Source organism: Pseudoalteromonas atlantica, from assembly GCF_043641955.1.
GTDB lineage: Bacteria > Pseudomonadota > Gammaproteobacteria > Enterobacterales > Alteromonadaceae > Pseudoalteromonas > Pseudoalteromonas atlantica_A.
In genome coordinates this window covers 425,403-440,906 of the sequence record NZ_JBHZRV010000002.1, presented here as the reverse complement: position 1 = coordinate 440,906, position 15,504 = coordinate 425,403, and the positions used below count along the sequence as shown (strand labels likewise).

Here is a 15,504-nt window from a genome sequence, read left to right as displayed (position 1 = left end):
CATACAAACTAACATATTAAAAGCATGCACCAATACAAGCTACTGATGCATACCCATGCGTTATTAGTTATTTAATAACCATTCTGATAGTAAACGAACACCAAAGCCAGTGCCACCGGGTGAGATTTCTCCTTTACCTTTAGTTGCTAACGCGTTGCCAGCAATATCGATATGGACCCAACGAGTTTCACCTGCAAAATGCTCTAAAAAGCTAGCGGCTGTTGTAGCACCAGGACCGCTTGAGCCTATGTTTTTAAGATCAGCTATATCTGAACTTAGCGCATCTTTGTAACCTAAAGGTAAGCGCCATAAATTTTCATTTACCTCTTTACCAGCAAATGTTAGCTGCGAAACAAGTGAATCATCATCAGAGAATACTGCAGCATAGTCATTGCCTACTGCTCCAATTTTAGAACCGGTAAGTGTTGCTACATCAATCATGATTTCAGGTCTAAAGTGCTTTCTTGCGTACCACATAGCATCACTTAATACTAAGCGACCTTCAGCATCTGTATTTACAATTTCAACGCTTAAACCTTCTGCGGTGCGAACAACATCACCAGGGGCTACAGCAAATTGTGAGACCATATTGGCGGCCATACCCATTACAGCAACCACGTTTTTATCGGCTTTTGCCAACGCCATTGCTTTTACTGTACCTAGTACAGCTGCTGCGCCCGCCATGTCAGATTTCATTCTGGCAATTGATGCACCTGTTTTAATGCTATAACCACCTGAATCAAATGTAATGCCTTTGCCAACTAACGCAATTGGGCTTTCACTTGAACCTTTATAATGAGCAACAACTAAACGTGCACCTTGTTGGCTACCACGGCCAACAGCTTCAAGAGCGCCCATGCCTAATTTCTTTAATTCTTTAGGCTCTAATACAGTGACAGTAACGCCAAGGCTTTGTAGTTCTTTTGCTGCATTCGCAAAATCTACAGGGGTCATTTCTGTGGCTACTTCAGAGGTTAAATCACGAGCTAGAAAAACACCTTGTTGGATACTCTGTAAAATAGAGTATTGTGCACGGGTATTTTTGGTATCTGCAACGTCGAAATTATAGCTAATAGTTGCAGTATTTGGCTCTTCTTTATACTTTTCAAAACGATGATCTCTTAAATTAGCACCGTGAGCAAAATTTGCTGCTAGCTGTGCGTTATTAGAAGCACCTGTTACATCATCAAATATTACACTGGCTGAATCGATTTTATTTGCTAAAAGTTTTGCGTGAACATCGCCACCTAACTTTGCAATGGCTGCTTTATCAAGTTTTTTATTTTCACCTGTACCAACAATCATAATACGTTCATGCTGGCTACCTTTAGGTGCAATTACTTCTAGTACTTCACCTACTTTGCCTTTGTAACCTTTAACATCAACAGTGTGAGCAAGAAGTTCATTTAATTGCTTATCAATCGCTTTGAATTGTGCGTTTTCGCCATCTTGACTAAAAAATACCACCACGGTTTGCGCTGAACTATCAATTTCTGTCGAAAACTTAAACTTTGCTGCACTTACTTGCGTACTAACTGCAAGTGCTAGCGTTAATGCAGACGTCTTTAATATATTTTTCATGATCACACCAATATAAAATAAAAGTGCTTTTTACCTCATTTCGGTCTTTATATTAAGTTTTTCACGGTGAAGCTTTGATATAAAGCGACGAGTATAGGATTTTTGCTAAAAGTAATTTAGAGGCCTTAATGAAATTATTTAATTATTTATTTGGTCTAGTTCAGTAGTAGCGATTTAAGGAGCTAAATATTATGGGCAAAATAACAAGGTTATTCCTGTGTACAGGTTTTATAACAATGAGCTTAGCGGGGTATGCGTTAAACTCAAAAGATGACAGTCCAATGCAAGCAAGTATGCATGTGCAAACGTTAGTATTGGGGTCAGGCTGTTTTTGGGGCGCTGAAAAACGATACGAAGCTTTACCTGGTGTAATCAATGCCGTATCGGGTTATGCAGATGGGAGAGGTTTTAAAGCAAGCTATAGAAATATAACCGCTCCCTCTAGGCGTTTTAGTGAAAATAACTATGCCGAGGTTGTTCAAGTTACATACAACACAAACCATTTATCAACTGAAACATTGTTGCAAAAATATTTTGAAAGCCACGATCCGACTCAACTAAATCGCCAAGGTAATGATATTGGTACTCAATATCGCTCGACCATTCTTACGAGTAATGAAGAGCAACTTAAACTCGCAAATAAATTAAAACAGGAATATCAAACCTATTTAACGCAAGCAGGTTATAGTGATATAAAAACTATCATTAAACCGCTAGAGGCTTTCTACAAAGCAGAGTCATATCATCAAGACTATATTGCAAAAAATCCTGATGGTTACTGCCCAGATCATTCAACTGGGGTTGTTTTTAATGAAGTTGATAAAAACAAAGTAGATAACAGCGAGCTGTTGATTGGTAAACAAATTGTGATTATTGATTCACGTGACTATTGCCCTTATTGTGAAAAGCTTAAAAAAGAAGTAACCAATGATTACAAAGGCACGATTCCTATTACTTATCGTAAAGCCGATGAACTCGATAAGTTAACTATTACTTCGCCCACTTGGGCTACGCCAACGTTGATCTTTTTAGAAGATAGTGAAGAGGTTTTTGCACACCAGGGTTTTATAAGCAGGTTAGATTTTTATAAAGTTTTAGGTGCGTTTAAGCTAGGTGATAGCGAGGCTTATAAAGTTGCTTTCAATGCGCGCACAGATAGTCCATTTTGTAAGGAGTACGATATTTTTAAAAATACGCCGGATGGACAATTTGTGGATAAGCTCAGCGGTGAACCTTTATTTGATACTCAAGATAGATTTAAATCAGGCACTGGTTGGTTATCTTTCACACATCCGCTAAAAGGTTCAGTAACAGAGCACGAAGATAATAGTTACGGTATGCAAAGAATAGAAATCAGGTCTAAATCCAGTGGCATCCATCTTGGGCACTTATTCCCAAAAGAAGGGCCAAACAACCAAGATAGATACTGTATTAATGCAACTGTTTTAGAATTCATACCACGCTAAATTAAACTATTCAGCAGTATTAATAACAGACAAATGAACCTGGTTCTTTTTTTGCCAGGTACATTTTGTCATCAGCTTGTTTTATGATTGCATCCGTATCTAAGTTTTCACCTGGAGTAACGCCTGAAACTCCCATGCTCAAAGCATATTCAGGGTAGCTATTAGTAAACTGCTCAATAATACGATTACAAATAATCTCAGTTTGTTCAATGGCACAATCGGGTAAAATAATACAAAACTCATCTCCTCCGTACCTGCAGGCCAAGTCGACTTCTCGAATACAACTGGTTAATACATTAGCAATAAACTTGAGCACTTCGTTGCCTTTTAAATGGCCTTCAAGATCGTTAATTCCTTTAAAGTTATCAACATCAATATAAATGAAAGATAAGTTACTATCACGCCTTTTTGCTACGGCAAGTTCTCTTCTTAGTACATCTTGCATAGCACGTTGGTTATAAATGCGGGTAAGTGGGTCAAGGCGTGTTTGTTCTTCTAATTGCAAAGTTCGCTCAGCTACTTTCATCTCAAGACTTTTAGCGTATTGCTCCGTCTTTCTTTTTGCTGATTCAATTTCCCCCAATAGACTGCCAATATAGGTATCAAATACGAGTGTGGTATCAAAATAAAATAAATTTTCTAGTGTTGTTAATGTATCTTCTAACTCACAGGGGTCATCAATGTTATTCTTTAATACCGTGACAATTAGTTCCTTAAGTGTTTTTACTGCTGAGAGATAAAGCTTAGGCTCAACACCTATGCGTTTATGGACCATGCCTATGCGTAACCGGTTGTTAACGTAATTACTGTCGTAACTCCCAGAAAATAAATCAATAACGTATTTACGTTGAGCATTTCTAAGACGAGTGAGCGTTTCCGCATCACCGATCAGTAAAGATATTTCATCAATTTCAGTTTGTTTTTCATAAAAATCATCAACAATTAAATCGATATTATCTTCAATGAGTTGCTTGTGCTCAGCTATTTGCGAAAGGGATGATTTTGTTAAGCTCAGTAATTCCATCCTATTGGCTATTTCTAGATCGCTAATCTGCATTTGTTCGAGTAGCGTTGTATCAGTCCTACTCATGCGTTACTCCACAGACGTCAAAAGACAATATTTGGGCCATTTTCAACTTTATTCCCTCAAATTGATTGGTAACATAATAAATTTAGTTATCAATAGATAACGCTGTTAAAGCCCTATCTAAATTAAATACTAGGATAAAAGTTGAGGAAGTAAAGTTTTCTCTAGGAGTAACTTATTGAACTGGCATTATTTAAGATGTTTAAAGGTATCTAATATCCATTTTATGAATAATTCTAACGAAGCATTTGATTCGCTTGGTTCATGCTGGACTAAATAATATTTGTCTTTTGTTTTTAAGGGTAGGTCCGTAAAACTAAATAACCATTGTTCTTCAAACCATGTCTGGCTGATAGGCAATGGTATGAGGGCAATTCCCATACCTTGCTGAGCTGCGCGAGCAACACCAAACATACTGTCTACTTGAATAATTTGTTTAGGCGCAAAATCTTCTATGCCAGCATGTTCAGCCCATTGGTGCCAAGCCCATGGACGTGCTTTATGTAATATCAACGGCACTTCATTGAGTGCTTGAAAAGGCTCATCTTTCCATGCCTCCCAGTTTTGTTTGTTACACGCTGGAGAGTATGACAATGAAAATAGTTCGTGCACTACACCTTCAATTGGCTTAGAGGATGATAAAACAATTGATAAATCACTTTGCCTAGTCAGCTCTTTACGCGTTTTCATGGTGTTTAATTGTAAGTTAGTATTTGGGTGCTCGGTGGTCCATTCACTGAGTTTTGGCATTAATAGTTCACTGGCAAAAAACTCAGGTAAGGTAATACTAATATTCACATTTTCTTGCAGCTGACTAAATTCAGTTATGGTTTTTTCGAGTGCTTTTATCAAGGGGGAAACAGAATCATAAAAGTTTTTCCCTGCGGACGTTAAACGGATTGAACGCGTTTGACGCTCAAAAAGCTCAATACCTAGCTGCTCTTCCAATTGTTTAATTTGATGGCTCACAGCGGATGGAGTCAGGTAAAGCTGGTTGGCGGCTTCCTTAAAGCTTAACGTTCTTGCCGCAAAACAAAATGAACGTAATCCTCTGATAGGTGTTTGCATAGTCGATGTTAGTAATTCTCAATAAGGTTAGTTAAGCAATAAACAACCCAATTTGCAAAGACTTAGCCTTATAGATTAATTAAGAGGTTAAATTTTGCTTTTTTTAATAAAAAACAAACATATTATGGTTGTTAAAAATACAATAACCTGTGTTATTGGTTAATCATTGTTGCTCTTTTTTTATCGCCATTTTTGCTACTTAACCGATATACCAGCAATTTAACTACATTGGGGCAATAAAAACGCTTTTGCTATAAAATGGTGCAGTGAATTTAACACAAAAAAAATCCCTCTTTCGAGGGATTTTGGGTAACTCAGCGCCATTGGCACTGGGAATGAGGTCGGTACAGGGTGAGTCGGTCTGGTTTAAAAAACCATTTCAGGGACTTCACCATCAACAAGTAATTTACCTGCTGTTTTGCTAATTATTTCATCTACTGACACGCCAGGGGCACGTTCTAATAAATGAAATGCGCCGTCTTTAACTTCTAAAACGGCTAAATCTGTTACTATTTTCTTTACACAGTTAACACCGGTAAGTGGTAAAGAGCAACTTTCAAGAAGTTTTGAATCACCGTGCTTACTTGCATGGGTCATAGTAACAATAATATTCTTCGCACCAGCTACAAGGTCCATCGCACCACCCATGCCTTTAATTAGCTTTTTGGGTATCATCCACGATGCGATGTTTCCGTTCTGGTCAACTTCAAATGCACCTAAGACTGTTAAGTCTACATGACCACCACGGATCATTGCAAAACTATCTGCACTATTAAATATGGCAGCACCTGTCGCTGCTGTCACGGTTTCTTTACCCGCATTAATCATATCAGCATCAACTTGGTCTTTTGTAGGGTATTGACCCATACCTAATAAACCATTTTCAGACTGTAGCATTACTTCAATGCCATCAGGTACGTAGTTTGCAACAAGGGTAGGGATACCGATGCCTAAGTTTACGTAATAACCATCTTGAAGTTCTTGCGCAACACGCATTGCGACTTGTTCACGTGATAATGCCATGCTCGTTACTCCTAATCGCTGATGGTGATGCGTTCAATGCGTTTTTCAAAGTTACCCTTGATAACACGGTTAATAAAAATGCCAGGGGTGTGAATTTGGCTTGGCTCAAGCTCTCCTGGTTCAACTATTTCTTCAACTTCAGCAACTGTAATTTTACCTGCAGTGGCAGCCATCGGGTTAAAGTTCATTGCAGTATGGCGAAACACTAAGTTGCCATAACGGTCTGCTTTCCATGCTTTGACAATAGCAAACTCACCAGTTATTGATTCTTCTAAAATATAAGGGCGGCCATCAAACTCTTTCACTTCTTTACCTTGCGCTACCGGTGTACCGTAACCTGTTGCAGTGTAAAAAGCAGGAATACCTGCACCGCCAGCACGCATTTTTTCAGCAAGTGTACCTTGTGGTGTGAGTACTACGTCAATTTCACCGCTGAGTAGCTGCTGTTCGAAGAGGACATTTTCACCAACATACGAGGCGATAATTTTTTTGATTTGTTTATCGTGTAATAAAAGACCAAGCCCAAAATCATCAACACCGCAGTTATTTGAAACCACAGTTAAATCTTTAGTTTGCTTACGCTTTATTTCGTTAATAAGCCCTTCTGGGATGCCACATAAACCAAAACCACCGGCTATGATGGTATCGCCATCCTTTAAACCTTCCATTGCAGCTTCATAACTTGAAACTACTTTATCGAAACCGGCCATGGGCCCACTCCTTAATATGATTATGTCGAAACCAATTATGTGTAAATTATTGGTCAGTAGATTGAGTTTTCAAAGCTAAAGACACTTTGCTCACTGGTTGTTTGTTTAATGCACTACAAATAGCCCAACCAGCGTTAGCTAGTCTTTCTAAATCAATTCCATGCTCTATGCCAAGCCCTTGCAGTAAGTAAACCACATCTTCCGTGGCAACATTTCCTGACGCACCCTTAGCATATGGGCACCCTCCAAGTCCTGCTACTGCGCTGTCAACCGTTGCTATACCTCGGTTTAAGGCTGTGTAAATATTTGTGAGCGCTTGGCCGTAAGTGTCATGAAAGTGAACAGCTAATAACGATTTATCAATATGCGGTAATAATACATCAAATAAATCATCTACTTTTTTAGCCGTGCCTATACCTATGGTATCACCAAGGCTTATTTCATAGCAGCCAAGATCTAATAGCATCTGACTTACTTCTAATACGCGTTGCGGATTGATATCGCCTTCATAAGGACAGCCCAGCACACAACTTACATAGCCACGTACGCGAATATTATGTTGTTTGGCAAACGCCATGACATCAGCAAAGCGGGCAATACTTTGTTCAATTGAGCAGTTGATGTTCTTTTGGCAAAATGACTCACTTGCTGCTGTGAATATAGCAAACTCTTTTATACCCACTTCATGCGCCGCCTGTGCCCCTTTTAAATTTGGGGTGAGGGCGGTTAAGTTCGTATCTGGCAGGTTTAGAGAATTAATCACGTCAGACGAGTCAGCCATTTGCGGCACCCATTTAGGCGATACAAATGCACCTGCTTCAATATCGCTAATACCCGCCGCCGCAAGAGCATTGATGAGTGATACTTTGTCTTGGGTGCTAACAGCGCTTTCATTTTGCAGGCCATCTCGGGCACCTACCTCAACAATACGGACCTGTGAAGGTAATGTGTTGGCTGTTAATTTACTCATCTGCGGTAGTCTCATCAGTAACTATAGCAAGAAGGGCACCATGACTTACCAATTCACCTTCAGCAAAGCAGTAACTTTGCAGCACGCCATCGTGCGGTGCGGTGAGGGTATACTCCATTTTCATTGCTTCAATGATAACAACAGCATCTCCTTTTTGAATTTCTTTACCTACTTCTATAAGGTGCTTAACCACAGTACCATTAAGAGGAGCTGCAAGCGGCAGAGCCTCACTTTCGTGCTCACTTATATAGTGCTTGTCTATTAATTCAAACGTTGTTTGTAGTGCTTTGTACATAACTGTTATGGTGTTTTCAGTCTTAACAACGTGACAGCTATGCTTATCACCGTTAATAAACACCTGGCACAGGTCATTTTCAATGCTACCGGTAGTTGTATAGTCAACTGAGTCTAGGTGAATTACAAACCCGTCATTAAACTTAGTTGCTGTGATAGTGCTGTCACTAAAAGGGATAGTAATAACTGGATCGCGGTTTAACATAAAGCCCGACAACTGATCCCAAGGGCTACTACCATTGCTATTCAAATCTGCTAAATAGCAAAATGCAGCGATTATTTTGCTTACCGTATTTAACTTAGCATCATTTGTGATCAATGCATCGCCTTGCTCTTCAATAAAGTGTGTATCAGGAGCACCTTGCTTGAAGGTTTGATGATTGGCTAAGTTATGTAAAAAGCTAACGTTACAACTAAAACCAGATAAATGAAATTGCTCAAGTGCATTACTTAAACGTGAAAGCGCAGCGGTACGGGTATCATCATGAACAATGAGTTTTGCGATCATCGGGTCATAAAACGGGCTTATTTCATCCCCTTGTTTAATACCTGTGTCTATGCGAACAAACTCAGATTCAGCTGGTATATACAAGCCATCAAGCAAGCCAGAACAAGGAATAAAGTCATTGCTTGGATCTTCTGCATAGATACGTGCTTCAAAGCTGTGGCCTTGCAGCGCGATATCAGCTTGCTCTAAAGGTAGGGTGTTACCAGCAGCCACGTTGATTTGCCAATTGACCAAATCAACTCCCGTAACCATTTCTGTTACAGGGTGTTCTACTTGCAGCCGAGTGTTCATTTCCATAAAGAAAAACTCATCGCCACACAGTAAAAACTCAACAGTACCAGCACCGCGATAATTGATAGCTAATGCACAACGCACAGCAGCTTCACCCATTTCTTTACGAAGTTCATCACTAAGTCCTGGGGCAGGGGCTTCTTCAATCACTTTTTGGTGACGACGTTGTAATGAGCAATCGCGATCGCCTAAATACACGCAGTTACCGTGATTATCTGCAAATACTTGTACTTCAACATGGCGAGGCTTATTAACATAGCGCTCTAGCAATACTAAATCGTTACCAAAACCCGCAATGGCCTCACGCTGAGCCCCTTGCAGTGCAGTTAAAAAGTCTTTGGCATGTTCAACAATACGCATGCCCTTACCGCCGCCGCCAAATGCAGCTTTAATAAGTACTGGGTAGCCTATTTTATCGGCTTCTGCTTGAAGGAAATCTGGCGCTTGATTATCACCATAGTATCCCGGAACTAAAGGTACATTTGCAGCAGCCATTATTTCTTTGGCACGCGTTTTAGACCCCATAGCTTCAATACTACTTGCAGGTGGACCTATAAAAGCAATGCTGTTTTGTTCACAGGCTTTTGCAAATTCACTGTTTTCAGATAAAAAACCATAGCCTGGATGAATGCAGTCAACATTAGCATCAAGGGCTACTTTAAGAATTTTATCAGCCACTAAATACGAGTCTTTACTTGGCGCTGCGCCGATATGATAAGCTTCGTCTGCTAATTTGACATGTTGTGCGTATTTGTCGGCATCAGAATAAACCGCCACCGTGGTTAAGCCCATCTGCTTCGCTGTACGCATAACCCGACAAGCAATTTCGCCGCGATTAGCAATTAGAATTTTTTGTAATGATTGTGTGCTCATGATGAATCCTATGCTTGCCAACTTGGTGGACGTTTCTCGAAAAAGGCAGTTAAACCTTCTTGACCTTCTTCAGATACCCGAATGTGTGCGATACGCTCAGCAGTTAAGTTAATTATTTGCCCATTTATCTCGTGACCTGCGACATCATTTATTAGCTGTTTAGCAGCACGAACAGCAACTGGGCCATTATTAATGAGTGTTTCGAGTAATTGATCAACGGCGCAATCAAGTTTACCTGTAACTTGATGGATTAAACCCAATTGCTTTGCTGTATGGGCATCAAAAATCTCAGCAGTTAAAAAGTATCTACGTGCTGCACGCTCACCAATAGCTTTAATAACGTAAGGGCTTATTACCGCAGGAATAAGACCAAGCTTTACTTCACTTAGGCAAAATTGAGCATTATCTTGGCAAACTGCAATGTCACAACAGGCAATTAAACCCAGTGCGCCGCCAAATGCTGCACCTTGTACAGCGCAAATGGTGACAAGCGGGCTAGTTGCTAAAACATGCATTAATTTTGCAAGCTGTTTTGAATCAGCGAGATTTTCAGCAAAATCATTGTCAGCCATAGATTTCATCCAGTTGAGATCGGCACCGGCTGAAAAATGTTCCCCTTCTGTTCTAAGTACAAGGGCACGTACGTCAAGTGTATTTGCATGTTCAATACATTGGATAAGCTCTTGTATTACTTGCTCGTTAAAAGCATTACGCTTTTCTGGGCGACTTAAAACGAGTACAGCCACATTTGATTTAGTTATTTGTAGTGTTACTGACATACTCACTTCCTTACATTCTAAAGACGCCAAATTGCGAATCTTGTTTTGGTGCGTTTGCCGCTGCGCTTAATGCCAAACCAAGTACATTACGGGTATCGGCTGGGTCGATTATGCCGTCATCCCATAAACGGGCACTTGCGTAATATGGATGACCTTGCTGCTCGTATTGATCAATGATTGGCTTTTTAAATTCACTGATTTGTTCATCAGTCATACTATGACCTTTACGCGCTAAACCATCTTGTTTAACTTGCGCCATTACTCCGGCTGCTTGTTCGCCACCCATCACAGAAATACGGGCGCTTGGCCACATCCACATCATGGTCGGTTCAAATGCGCGGCCACACATACCATAGTTACCTGCGCCGTAAGAGCCACCTATTAATACAGTAAATTTTGGTACGTCAGCACAAGACACGGCCATCACCATTTTGGCGCCATGTTTTGCGATACCTTCAGCTTCGTATTTTTTACCCACCATAAAACCGGTAATGTTTTGTAAAAATACCAAAGGAATATTGCGCTGGGCACACAGCTGAATAAAGTGCGCGCCTTTTTGCGCTGATTCACTAAATAAAATGCCGTTGTTTGCCACAATACCCACAGGGTGGCCATAAATTTTGGCAAAGCCGGTTACGAGTGTGTCACCAAAGTAACGCTTGAATTCATCAAAAGAAGAGTCATCAACGGTACGCGCGATTACTTCACGTACATCAAATGGCTTTTTAAGATCAGTCCCCACAATGCCATAAAGCTCGTTTATGTCATATCGAGGTGCTTTAACTTCATCAAGTAAAGGCTGAGTAGGGCGCTGATAGTTAATTCGTTCAATACATTGGCGTGCAATTGATAATGCATGGGTATCATTTTCAGCGTAATGGTCTGCCACACCAGACGTTTTACAATGCACGTCTGCACCACCGAGTTCTTCGGCTGTGACCTCTTCACCTGTAGCGGCTTTAACCAAAGGTGGACCCGCTAAAAATATGGTGCCTTGCTCTTTTACGATAATACTTTCATCGGCCATTGCTGGCACATATGCGCCGCCTGCTGTACATAGGCCCATGACCACCGCAATTTGTGGAATGCCTTTTCCTGACATACGCGCTTGATTGTAAAATATACGGCCAAAATGCAGTTTATCTGGAAATACATCATCTTGCTCAGGCAGATTTGCGCCCCCTGAATCAACTAAATAGATACAAGGTAAATGGCAACGCTCGGCAATGTCTTGTGCACGTAAATGCTTTTTCACTGTAAGAGGGAAATAAGTGCCGCCTTTAACTGTCGCGTCATTAGCGATGATCATACACTCAACGCCTTTAACGCGACCAATACCAGCAACAACACCCGCGCAAGGTATGGCTTGCTCATAAACACCATGAGCTGCAAATTGTGAAATTTCTAAAAAAGGCGAGCCTTCATCTATGAGGGTACTTATACGGTCACGAACAAACAGTTTTCCTCGGCCTTCGTGACGCTCTATTAATGCTGCGCCACCACCTTGGCTTATTTCTTTAACTTTGGCGCGTAAATCACTAACAAGCCCAGCCATATTTTGCTGATTTTGTAAAAACTGCGGATCATGTGGATTAACGCTAGATTTTAAAATAGTCATCGCGTAGGCCCTTATCTGCTTTCAGTGAATAATTCACGACCAATTAGCATGCGTCGGATTTCTGAGGTACCGGCACCAATTTCATATAGTTTTGCATCACGTAATAGGCGACCCGTTGCATACTCGTTTATGTAGCCATTACCACCAAGAATCTGAATTGCATCCAGTGCCATTTTAGTTGCAAGCTCTGCTGCATATAAAATCGCGCCTGCGGCATCTTTACGGGTTGTTTCACCACGGTCGCATGATTTTGCAACGGTATACACATATGAACGAGCTGCGTTCATTTGTGTGTACATATCGGCAACTTTTCCTTGTATAAGTTGGAACTGACCAATTGGTGTGTCAAATTGCTTACGTTCATGTATATAAGGAACAACAATGTCCATGCATGCTTGCATGATACCCAGAGGGCCTGCAGCAAGAACTACGCGCTCATAATCAAGGCCACTCATTAGTACCTTAACGCCTTCGTTCAAATTACCTAAAATATTCTCTTCTGGTACTTCGCAGTTTTCGAATACTAATTCACAGGTATTTGACCCGCGCATACCGAGTTTGTCGAGCTTCTGTGCTGTTGAAAAGCCTGGGAAGCTACTTTCTACAATAAATGCGGTGATGCCTTTAGCACCGGCGTTTAAATCTGTTTTAGCGTAGATAACTAAGGTATCAGCATCTGGACCATTGGTGATCCACATTTTATTACCGTTAAGAATGTATTTATCACCTTTCTTCTCGGCTTTTAGTTTCATTGATACTACATCAGAGCCAGCATTGGGTTCACTCATTGCAAGTGCACCAATGTGTTCACCACTGATCAGTTTTGGTAAGTATTTTTCTTTTTGAGCTTGAGAACCATTACGATTGATTTGGTTTACACACAGGTTTGAATGAGCGCCATAGCTCAAGCCAATAGACGCACTGGCTCGGCTTATTTCTTCCATCGCGATGACATGCTCTAAGTAACCAAGACCAGCACCACCTAACTCTTCCGGTACTGTCATGCCTAATAAGCCCATTTCGCCGAGTTGTGGCCAAAGTTGATTAGGAAACGCATTATCAAGGTCGGTTTTCTCAGCTAAAGGTGCAATTTCTTGACTTGAAAAGCTATTAACGTGATCACGGATCATATCTGCTGTTTCGCCAAGGCCAAAGTTCATTTCTTTATATAGTGAAATAGTGCTCATGATTCATTCCTGTGTGAGAGTCTGTTAATGAATTTTTATAATGTAATAGTGTTATTCATCTAAATTATTTAAGGTATCGCGACAACGTCGTTCTGCTGTAACAAGTTCCATCAAAACAACTTTTATATCGTCCATTTGCTGGCTAAGGTCAGCTTTTTTGTCTGCAATTAAATCAAGCATAGTGACCAACTGTTTGGCACTTGATTTATCGGCGTCATAGAGTTCAAACAAACGTCCGGTTTCAGCAAGCGTAAACCCAAGTCGCTTTCCGCGAAGAATTAACTTTAAGCGGACCTTATCGCGTTTAGAATAAATGCGTGTTTGCCCACTGCGTTCTGGAGAGATCAGGCCTTGATCTTCGTAAAAGCGGATAGAGCGCGTAGTAATATCAAACTCTTTAGCTAATTCACTGATACTAAATGTTTGCTCATTACTCGCAGGCTCAGTGGCTGAACTTGCAAAGTTTGTTTGATTATCTGGATTCATAGTGTTCTTACCTCATTCGAATAACACCAATATAAGTGAAGTTTACGTAAAGGTAAAGTGGATTGTGGAAGTTATACTTTAGACGTAGGTGTTGAGTATGTAGATTTGCAAAAATAGCATTGTTTATAGGTGCTGCAGCCAAGTTGTTTGCTAATAACTACACTTAAATAAAGATAAGTTTACACTTTTGTTGAGCGCAAAAACCTTGATTTTAGATTTACGTTGGCGTAAACGTAAATATTATGTATGCTCATATGCAGAATATAAACGTATTGTTTGGCTTATCTTAAAACACAATGAGAGTGCCAATTATTAAATGGAGCCTTTTTATGACTACCGAAGCCGTTGTTATTGTAGCAGCAAAACGCACCCCAATGGGTGGTTTTATGGGAGCACTTAGCGGTGCAGATGCCACAGAACTTGGTGCAACAGCTATTGCTAGCGCACTCGCTGAAGCCAATTTAAACGACAGTGCAATTGATGAAGTTATTATGGGTTGTGTACTGCCTGCAGGTTTAGGGCAAGCACCAGCTCGCCAAGCAATGCTTAAAGCAGGTTTAGCACGTGCAACCGGCGCCACAACTATTAATAAAGTGTGTGGTTCAGGTTTAAAAGCAGCCATGCTAGCGCATGACTTGATTAAAGCTGGCTCTATAAATAGTGCAGTAGCGGGTGGTATGGAAAGCATGACTAATTCGCCATACTTTATTCCAAAAGCGCGTGGTGGTATGCGAATGGGTCATGGTGAGATCAAAGACCATATGATGTCTGATGGATTAGAAGATGCTTATGACAACAAAGCAATGGGTTGCTTTGCTCAGGATACCGCAGATGAATATGGTATTGGTCGTGAGCAGATGGATGAATTTGCACTCTCTTCGTTAAGTAAAGCAAATGCAGCAATTGATAATGGTAGTTTTAATGCTGAAATTGCACCTCATACCATGCAAACTCGCAAGGGTGATGTGACAGTTAGCGTTGACGAACAGCCGGGTAATGCTCGCCCAGATAAAATTCCTAGCTTACGTGCCGCATTTAAAAAAGACGGCACTATTACTGCGGCTAACTCATCATCAATTTCTGATGGCGGTGCTGCATTAATTTTAATGAGCGAATCACATGCTAAAGCCCAAGGTTTAACACCTCTTTGTCGTATTGTGGCGCACAGTACACACTCTCAAAAACCAAGTGAATTTACTATGGCGCCTGTGGGTGCAATGAATACGTTATTAACCAAAGCGGGTTGGTCAACAGATGATGTCGATCTTTGGGAAATCAATGAAGCATTTGCGATGGTTACTATGTTGGCCATTAACGAGCTTAAACTCGATGCTAATAAAGTAAACGTTAACGGTGGTGCTTGTGCTCTTGGTCATCCAATTGGCGCAAGTGGTGCACGTATATTAGTAACCCTTATCCATGCGCTTAAAAACCGAGGCCTTAACAAAGGTGTGGCTTCATTGTGTATTGGTGGCGGTGAAGCTGTAGCACTAGCAGTCGAAACAATTTAAAAACTAATTTTATAATCTTAGAGCCGCAAGCCATTTTAATAACAATTTACTG

At 40.6% G+C, this 15,504-nt stretch carries 13 protein-coding genes; 2 read left to right on the top strand and 11 right to left on the bottom strand.

From position 1 onward, the window contains the following. Positions 1–63: 63 nt before the first annotated feature. On the bottom strand, positions 64–1,581 hold the full coding sequence (locus ACHUE3_RS05530) for a leucyl aminopeptidase (RefSeq protein WP_394190977.1): 1,518 nt from the start codon (positions 1,579–1,581) through the stop codon (positions 64–66). A 191-nt stretch (positions 1,582–1,772) separates the two neighbouring features. Between ACHUE3_RS05530 and msrA the strand changes: the two genes are divergently transcribed. Next, complete coding sequence (gene msrA / locus ACHUE3_RS05525; protein ID WP_394190975.1) at positions 1,773–3,047, top strand: peptide-methionine (S)-S-oxide reductase MsrA; 1,275 nt, start codon at positions 1,773–1,775, stop codon at positions 3,045–3,047. Positions 3,048–3,066: 19 nt separating this feature from the next. Here msrA and ACHUE3_RS05520 read toward each other — a convergent pair whose 3' ends face one another. From ACHUE3_RS05520 to ACHUE3_RS05475, 10 genes are all read right to left on the bottom strand, one after another. Further along, the gene (locus tag ACHUE3_RS05520; RefSeq protein ID WP_394190973.1) at positions 3,067–4,137 is read right to left on the bottom strand and encodes a GGDEF domain-containing protein; all 1,071 of its coding nucleotides are present in this window, start codon (positions 4,135–4,137) and stop codon (positions 3,067–3,069) included. Positions 4,138–4,323: 186 nt separating this feature from the next. Further along, positions 4,324–5,202: a LysR family transcriptional regulator gene (locus ACHUE3_RS05515; RefSeq protein ID WP_394190971.1), complete on the bottom strand. Its 879-nt coding sequence runs from the start codon at positions 5,200–5,202 to the stop codon at positions 4,324–4,326. Between the two features lie 366 nt (positions 5,203–5,568). Next, positions 5,569–6,225, bottom strand: coding sequence for a 3-oxoacid CoA-transferase subunit B (locus ACHUE3_RS05510; protein ID WP_099293843.1), 657 nt, complete (start codon positions 6,223–6,225; stop codon positions 5,569–5,571). 11 nt (positions 6,226–6,236) lie between these two features. After that, positions 6,237–6,935, bottom strand: coding sequence for a CoA transferase subunit A (locus ACHUE3_RS05505; protein WP_394190968.1), 699 nt, complete (start codon positions 6,933–6,935; stop codon positions 6,237–6,239). A gap of 46 nt (positions 6,936–6,981) precedes the next feature. Continuing rightward, complete coding sequence (locus ACHUE3_RS05500) at positions 6,982–7,905, bottom strand: hydroxymethylglutaryl-CoA lyase (protein WP_394190966.1); 924 nt, start codon at positions 7,903–7,905, stop codon at positions 6,982–6,984. Beyond that, entirely contained in the window at positions 7,898–9,871 is a 1,974-nt protein-coding gene (locus ACHUE3_RS05495) for an acetyl/propionyl/methylcrotonyl-CoA carboxylase subunit alpha (RefSeq protein WP_394190964.1), read from the bottom strand. Before ACHUE3_RS05495 ends, ACHUE3_RS05500 begins: the two co-directional genes overlap by 8 nt. 8 nt (positions 9,872–9,879) lie before the next feature. Continuing rightward, positions 9,880–10,650 carry an enoyl-CoA hydratase/isomerase family protein gene (locus ACHUE3_RS05490; protein ID WP_394190962.1) on the bottom strand — a complete coding sequence of 257 codons (771 nt, stop codon included), beginning with the start codon at positions 10,648–10,650 and terminating at the stop codon, positions 9,880–9,882. Between the two features lie 10 nt (positions 10,651–10,660). Continuing rightward, positions 10,661–12,268 (bottom strand): carboxyl transferase domain-containing protein, encoded by a 1,608-nt coding sequence (locus tag ACHUE3_RS05485; RefSeq protein ID WP_394190960.1) that lies wholly within the window; start codon positions 12,266–12,268, stop codon positions 10,661–10,663. An 11-nt stretch (positions 12,269–12,279) separates the two neighbouring features. Then, a complete protein-coding gene (locus tag ACHUE3_RS05480) occupies positions 12,280–13,455 on the bottom strand; it encodes an isovaleryl-CoA dehydrogenase (protein ID WP_394190958.1) in 1,176 nt (391 codons plus the stop codon). Between the two features lie 51 nt (positions 13,456–13,506). Continuing rightward, positions 13,507–13,941 (bottom strand): MerR family transcriptional regulator, encoded by a 435-nt coding sequence (locus ACHUE3_RS05475; RefSeq protein ID WP_394190956.1) that lies wholly within the window; start codon positions 13,939–13,941, stop codon positions 13,507–13,509. 329 nt (positions 13,942–14,270) lie between these two features. On the opposite strand from ACHUE3_RS05475, the gene ACHUE3_RS05470 reads away from it, so the two are divergent. Next, the gene (locus ACHUE3_RS05470; protein ID WP_394190954.1) at positions 14,271–15,452 is read left to right on the top strand and encodes an acetyl-CoA C-acyltransferase; all 1,182 of its coding nucleotides are present in this window, start codon (positions 14,271–14,273) and stop codon (positions 15,450–15,452) included. Positions 15,453–15,504: the final 52 nt, after the last annotated feature.

Excerpts from the sequence above, each read along its gene's own strand:
- msrA (WP_394190975.1), top strand. The coding sequence starts at position 1,773 with ATGGGCAAAATAACAAGGTTATTCCTGTGTACAGGTTTTATAACAATG.
- ACHUE3_RS05470 (WP_394190954.1), top strand. The coding sequence starts at position 14,271 with ATGACTACCGAAGCCGTTGTTATTGTAGCAGCAAAACGCACCCCAATG.
- ACHUE3_RS05480 (WP_394190958.1), bottom strand. The coding sequence starts at position 13,455 with ATGAGCACTATTTCACTATATAAAGAAATGAACTTTGGCCTTGGCGAA.
- ACHUE3_RS05500 (WP_394190966.1), bottom strand. The coding sequence starts at position 7,905 with ATGAGTAAATTAACAGCCAACACATTACCTTCACAGGTCCGTATTGTT.
- ACHUE3_RS05495 (WP_394190964.1), bottom strand. The coding sequence starts at position 9,871 with ATGAGCACACAATCATTACAAAAAATTCTAATTGCTAATCGCGGCGAA.
- ACHUE3_RS05475 (WP_394190956.1), bottom strand. The coding sequence starts at position 13,941 with ATGAATCCAGATAATCAAACAAACTTTGCAAGTTCAGCCACTGAGCCT.
- ACHUE3_RS05520 (WP_394190973.1), bottom strand. The coding sequence starts at position 4,137 with ATGAGTAGGACTGATACAACGCTACTCGAACAAATGCAGATTAGCGAT.
- ACHUE3_RS05505 (WP_394190968.1), bottom strand. The coding sequence starts at position 6,935 with ATGGCCGGTTTCGATAAAGTAGTTTCAAGTTATGAAGCTGCAATGGAA.
- ACHUE3_RS05530 (WP_394190977.1), bottom strand. The coding sequence starts at position 1,581 with ATGAAAAATATATTAAAGACGTCTGCATTAACGCTAGCACTTGCAGTT.
- ACHUE3_RS05510 (WP_099293843.1), bottom strand. The coding sequence starts at position 6,225 with ATGGCATTATCACGTGAACAAGTCGCAATGCGTGTTGCGCAAGAACTT.
- ACHUE3_RS05515 (WP_394190971.1), bottom strand. The coding sequence starts at position 5,202 with ATGCAAACACCTATCAGAGGATTACGTTCATTTTGTTTTGCGGCAAGA.
- ACHUE3_RS05485 (WP_394190960.1), bottom strand. The coding sequence starts at position 12,268 with ATGACTATTTTAAAATCTAGCGTTAATCCACATGATCCGCAGTTTTTA.
- ACHUE3_RS05490 (WP_394190962.1), bottom strand. The coding sequence starts at position 10,650 with ATGTCAGTAACACTACAAATAACTAAATCAAATGTGGCTGTACTCGTT.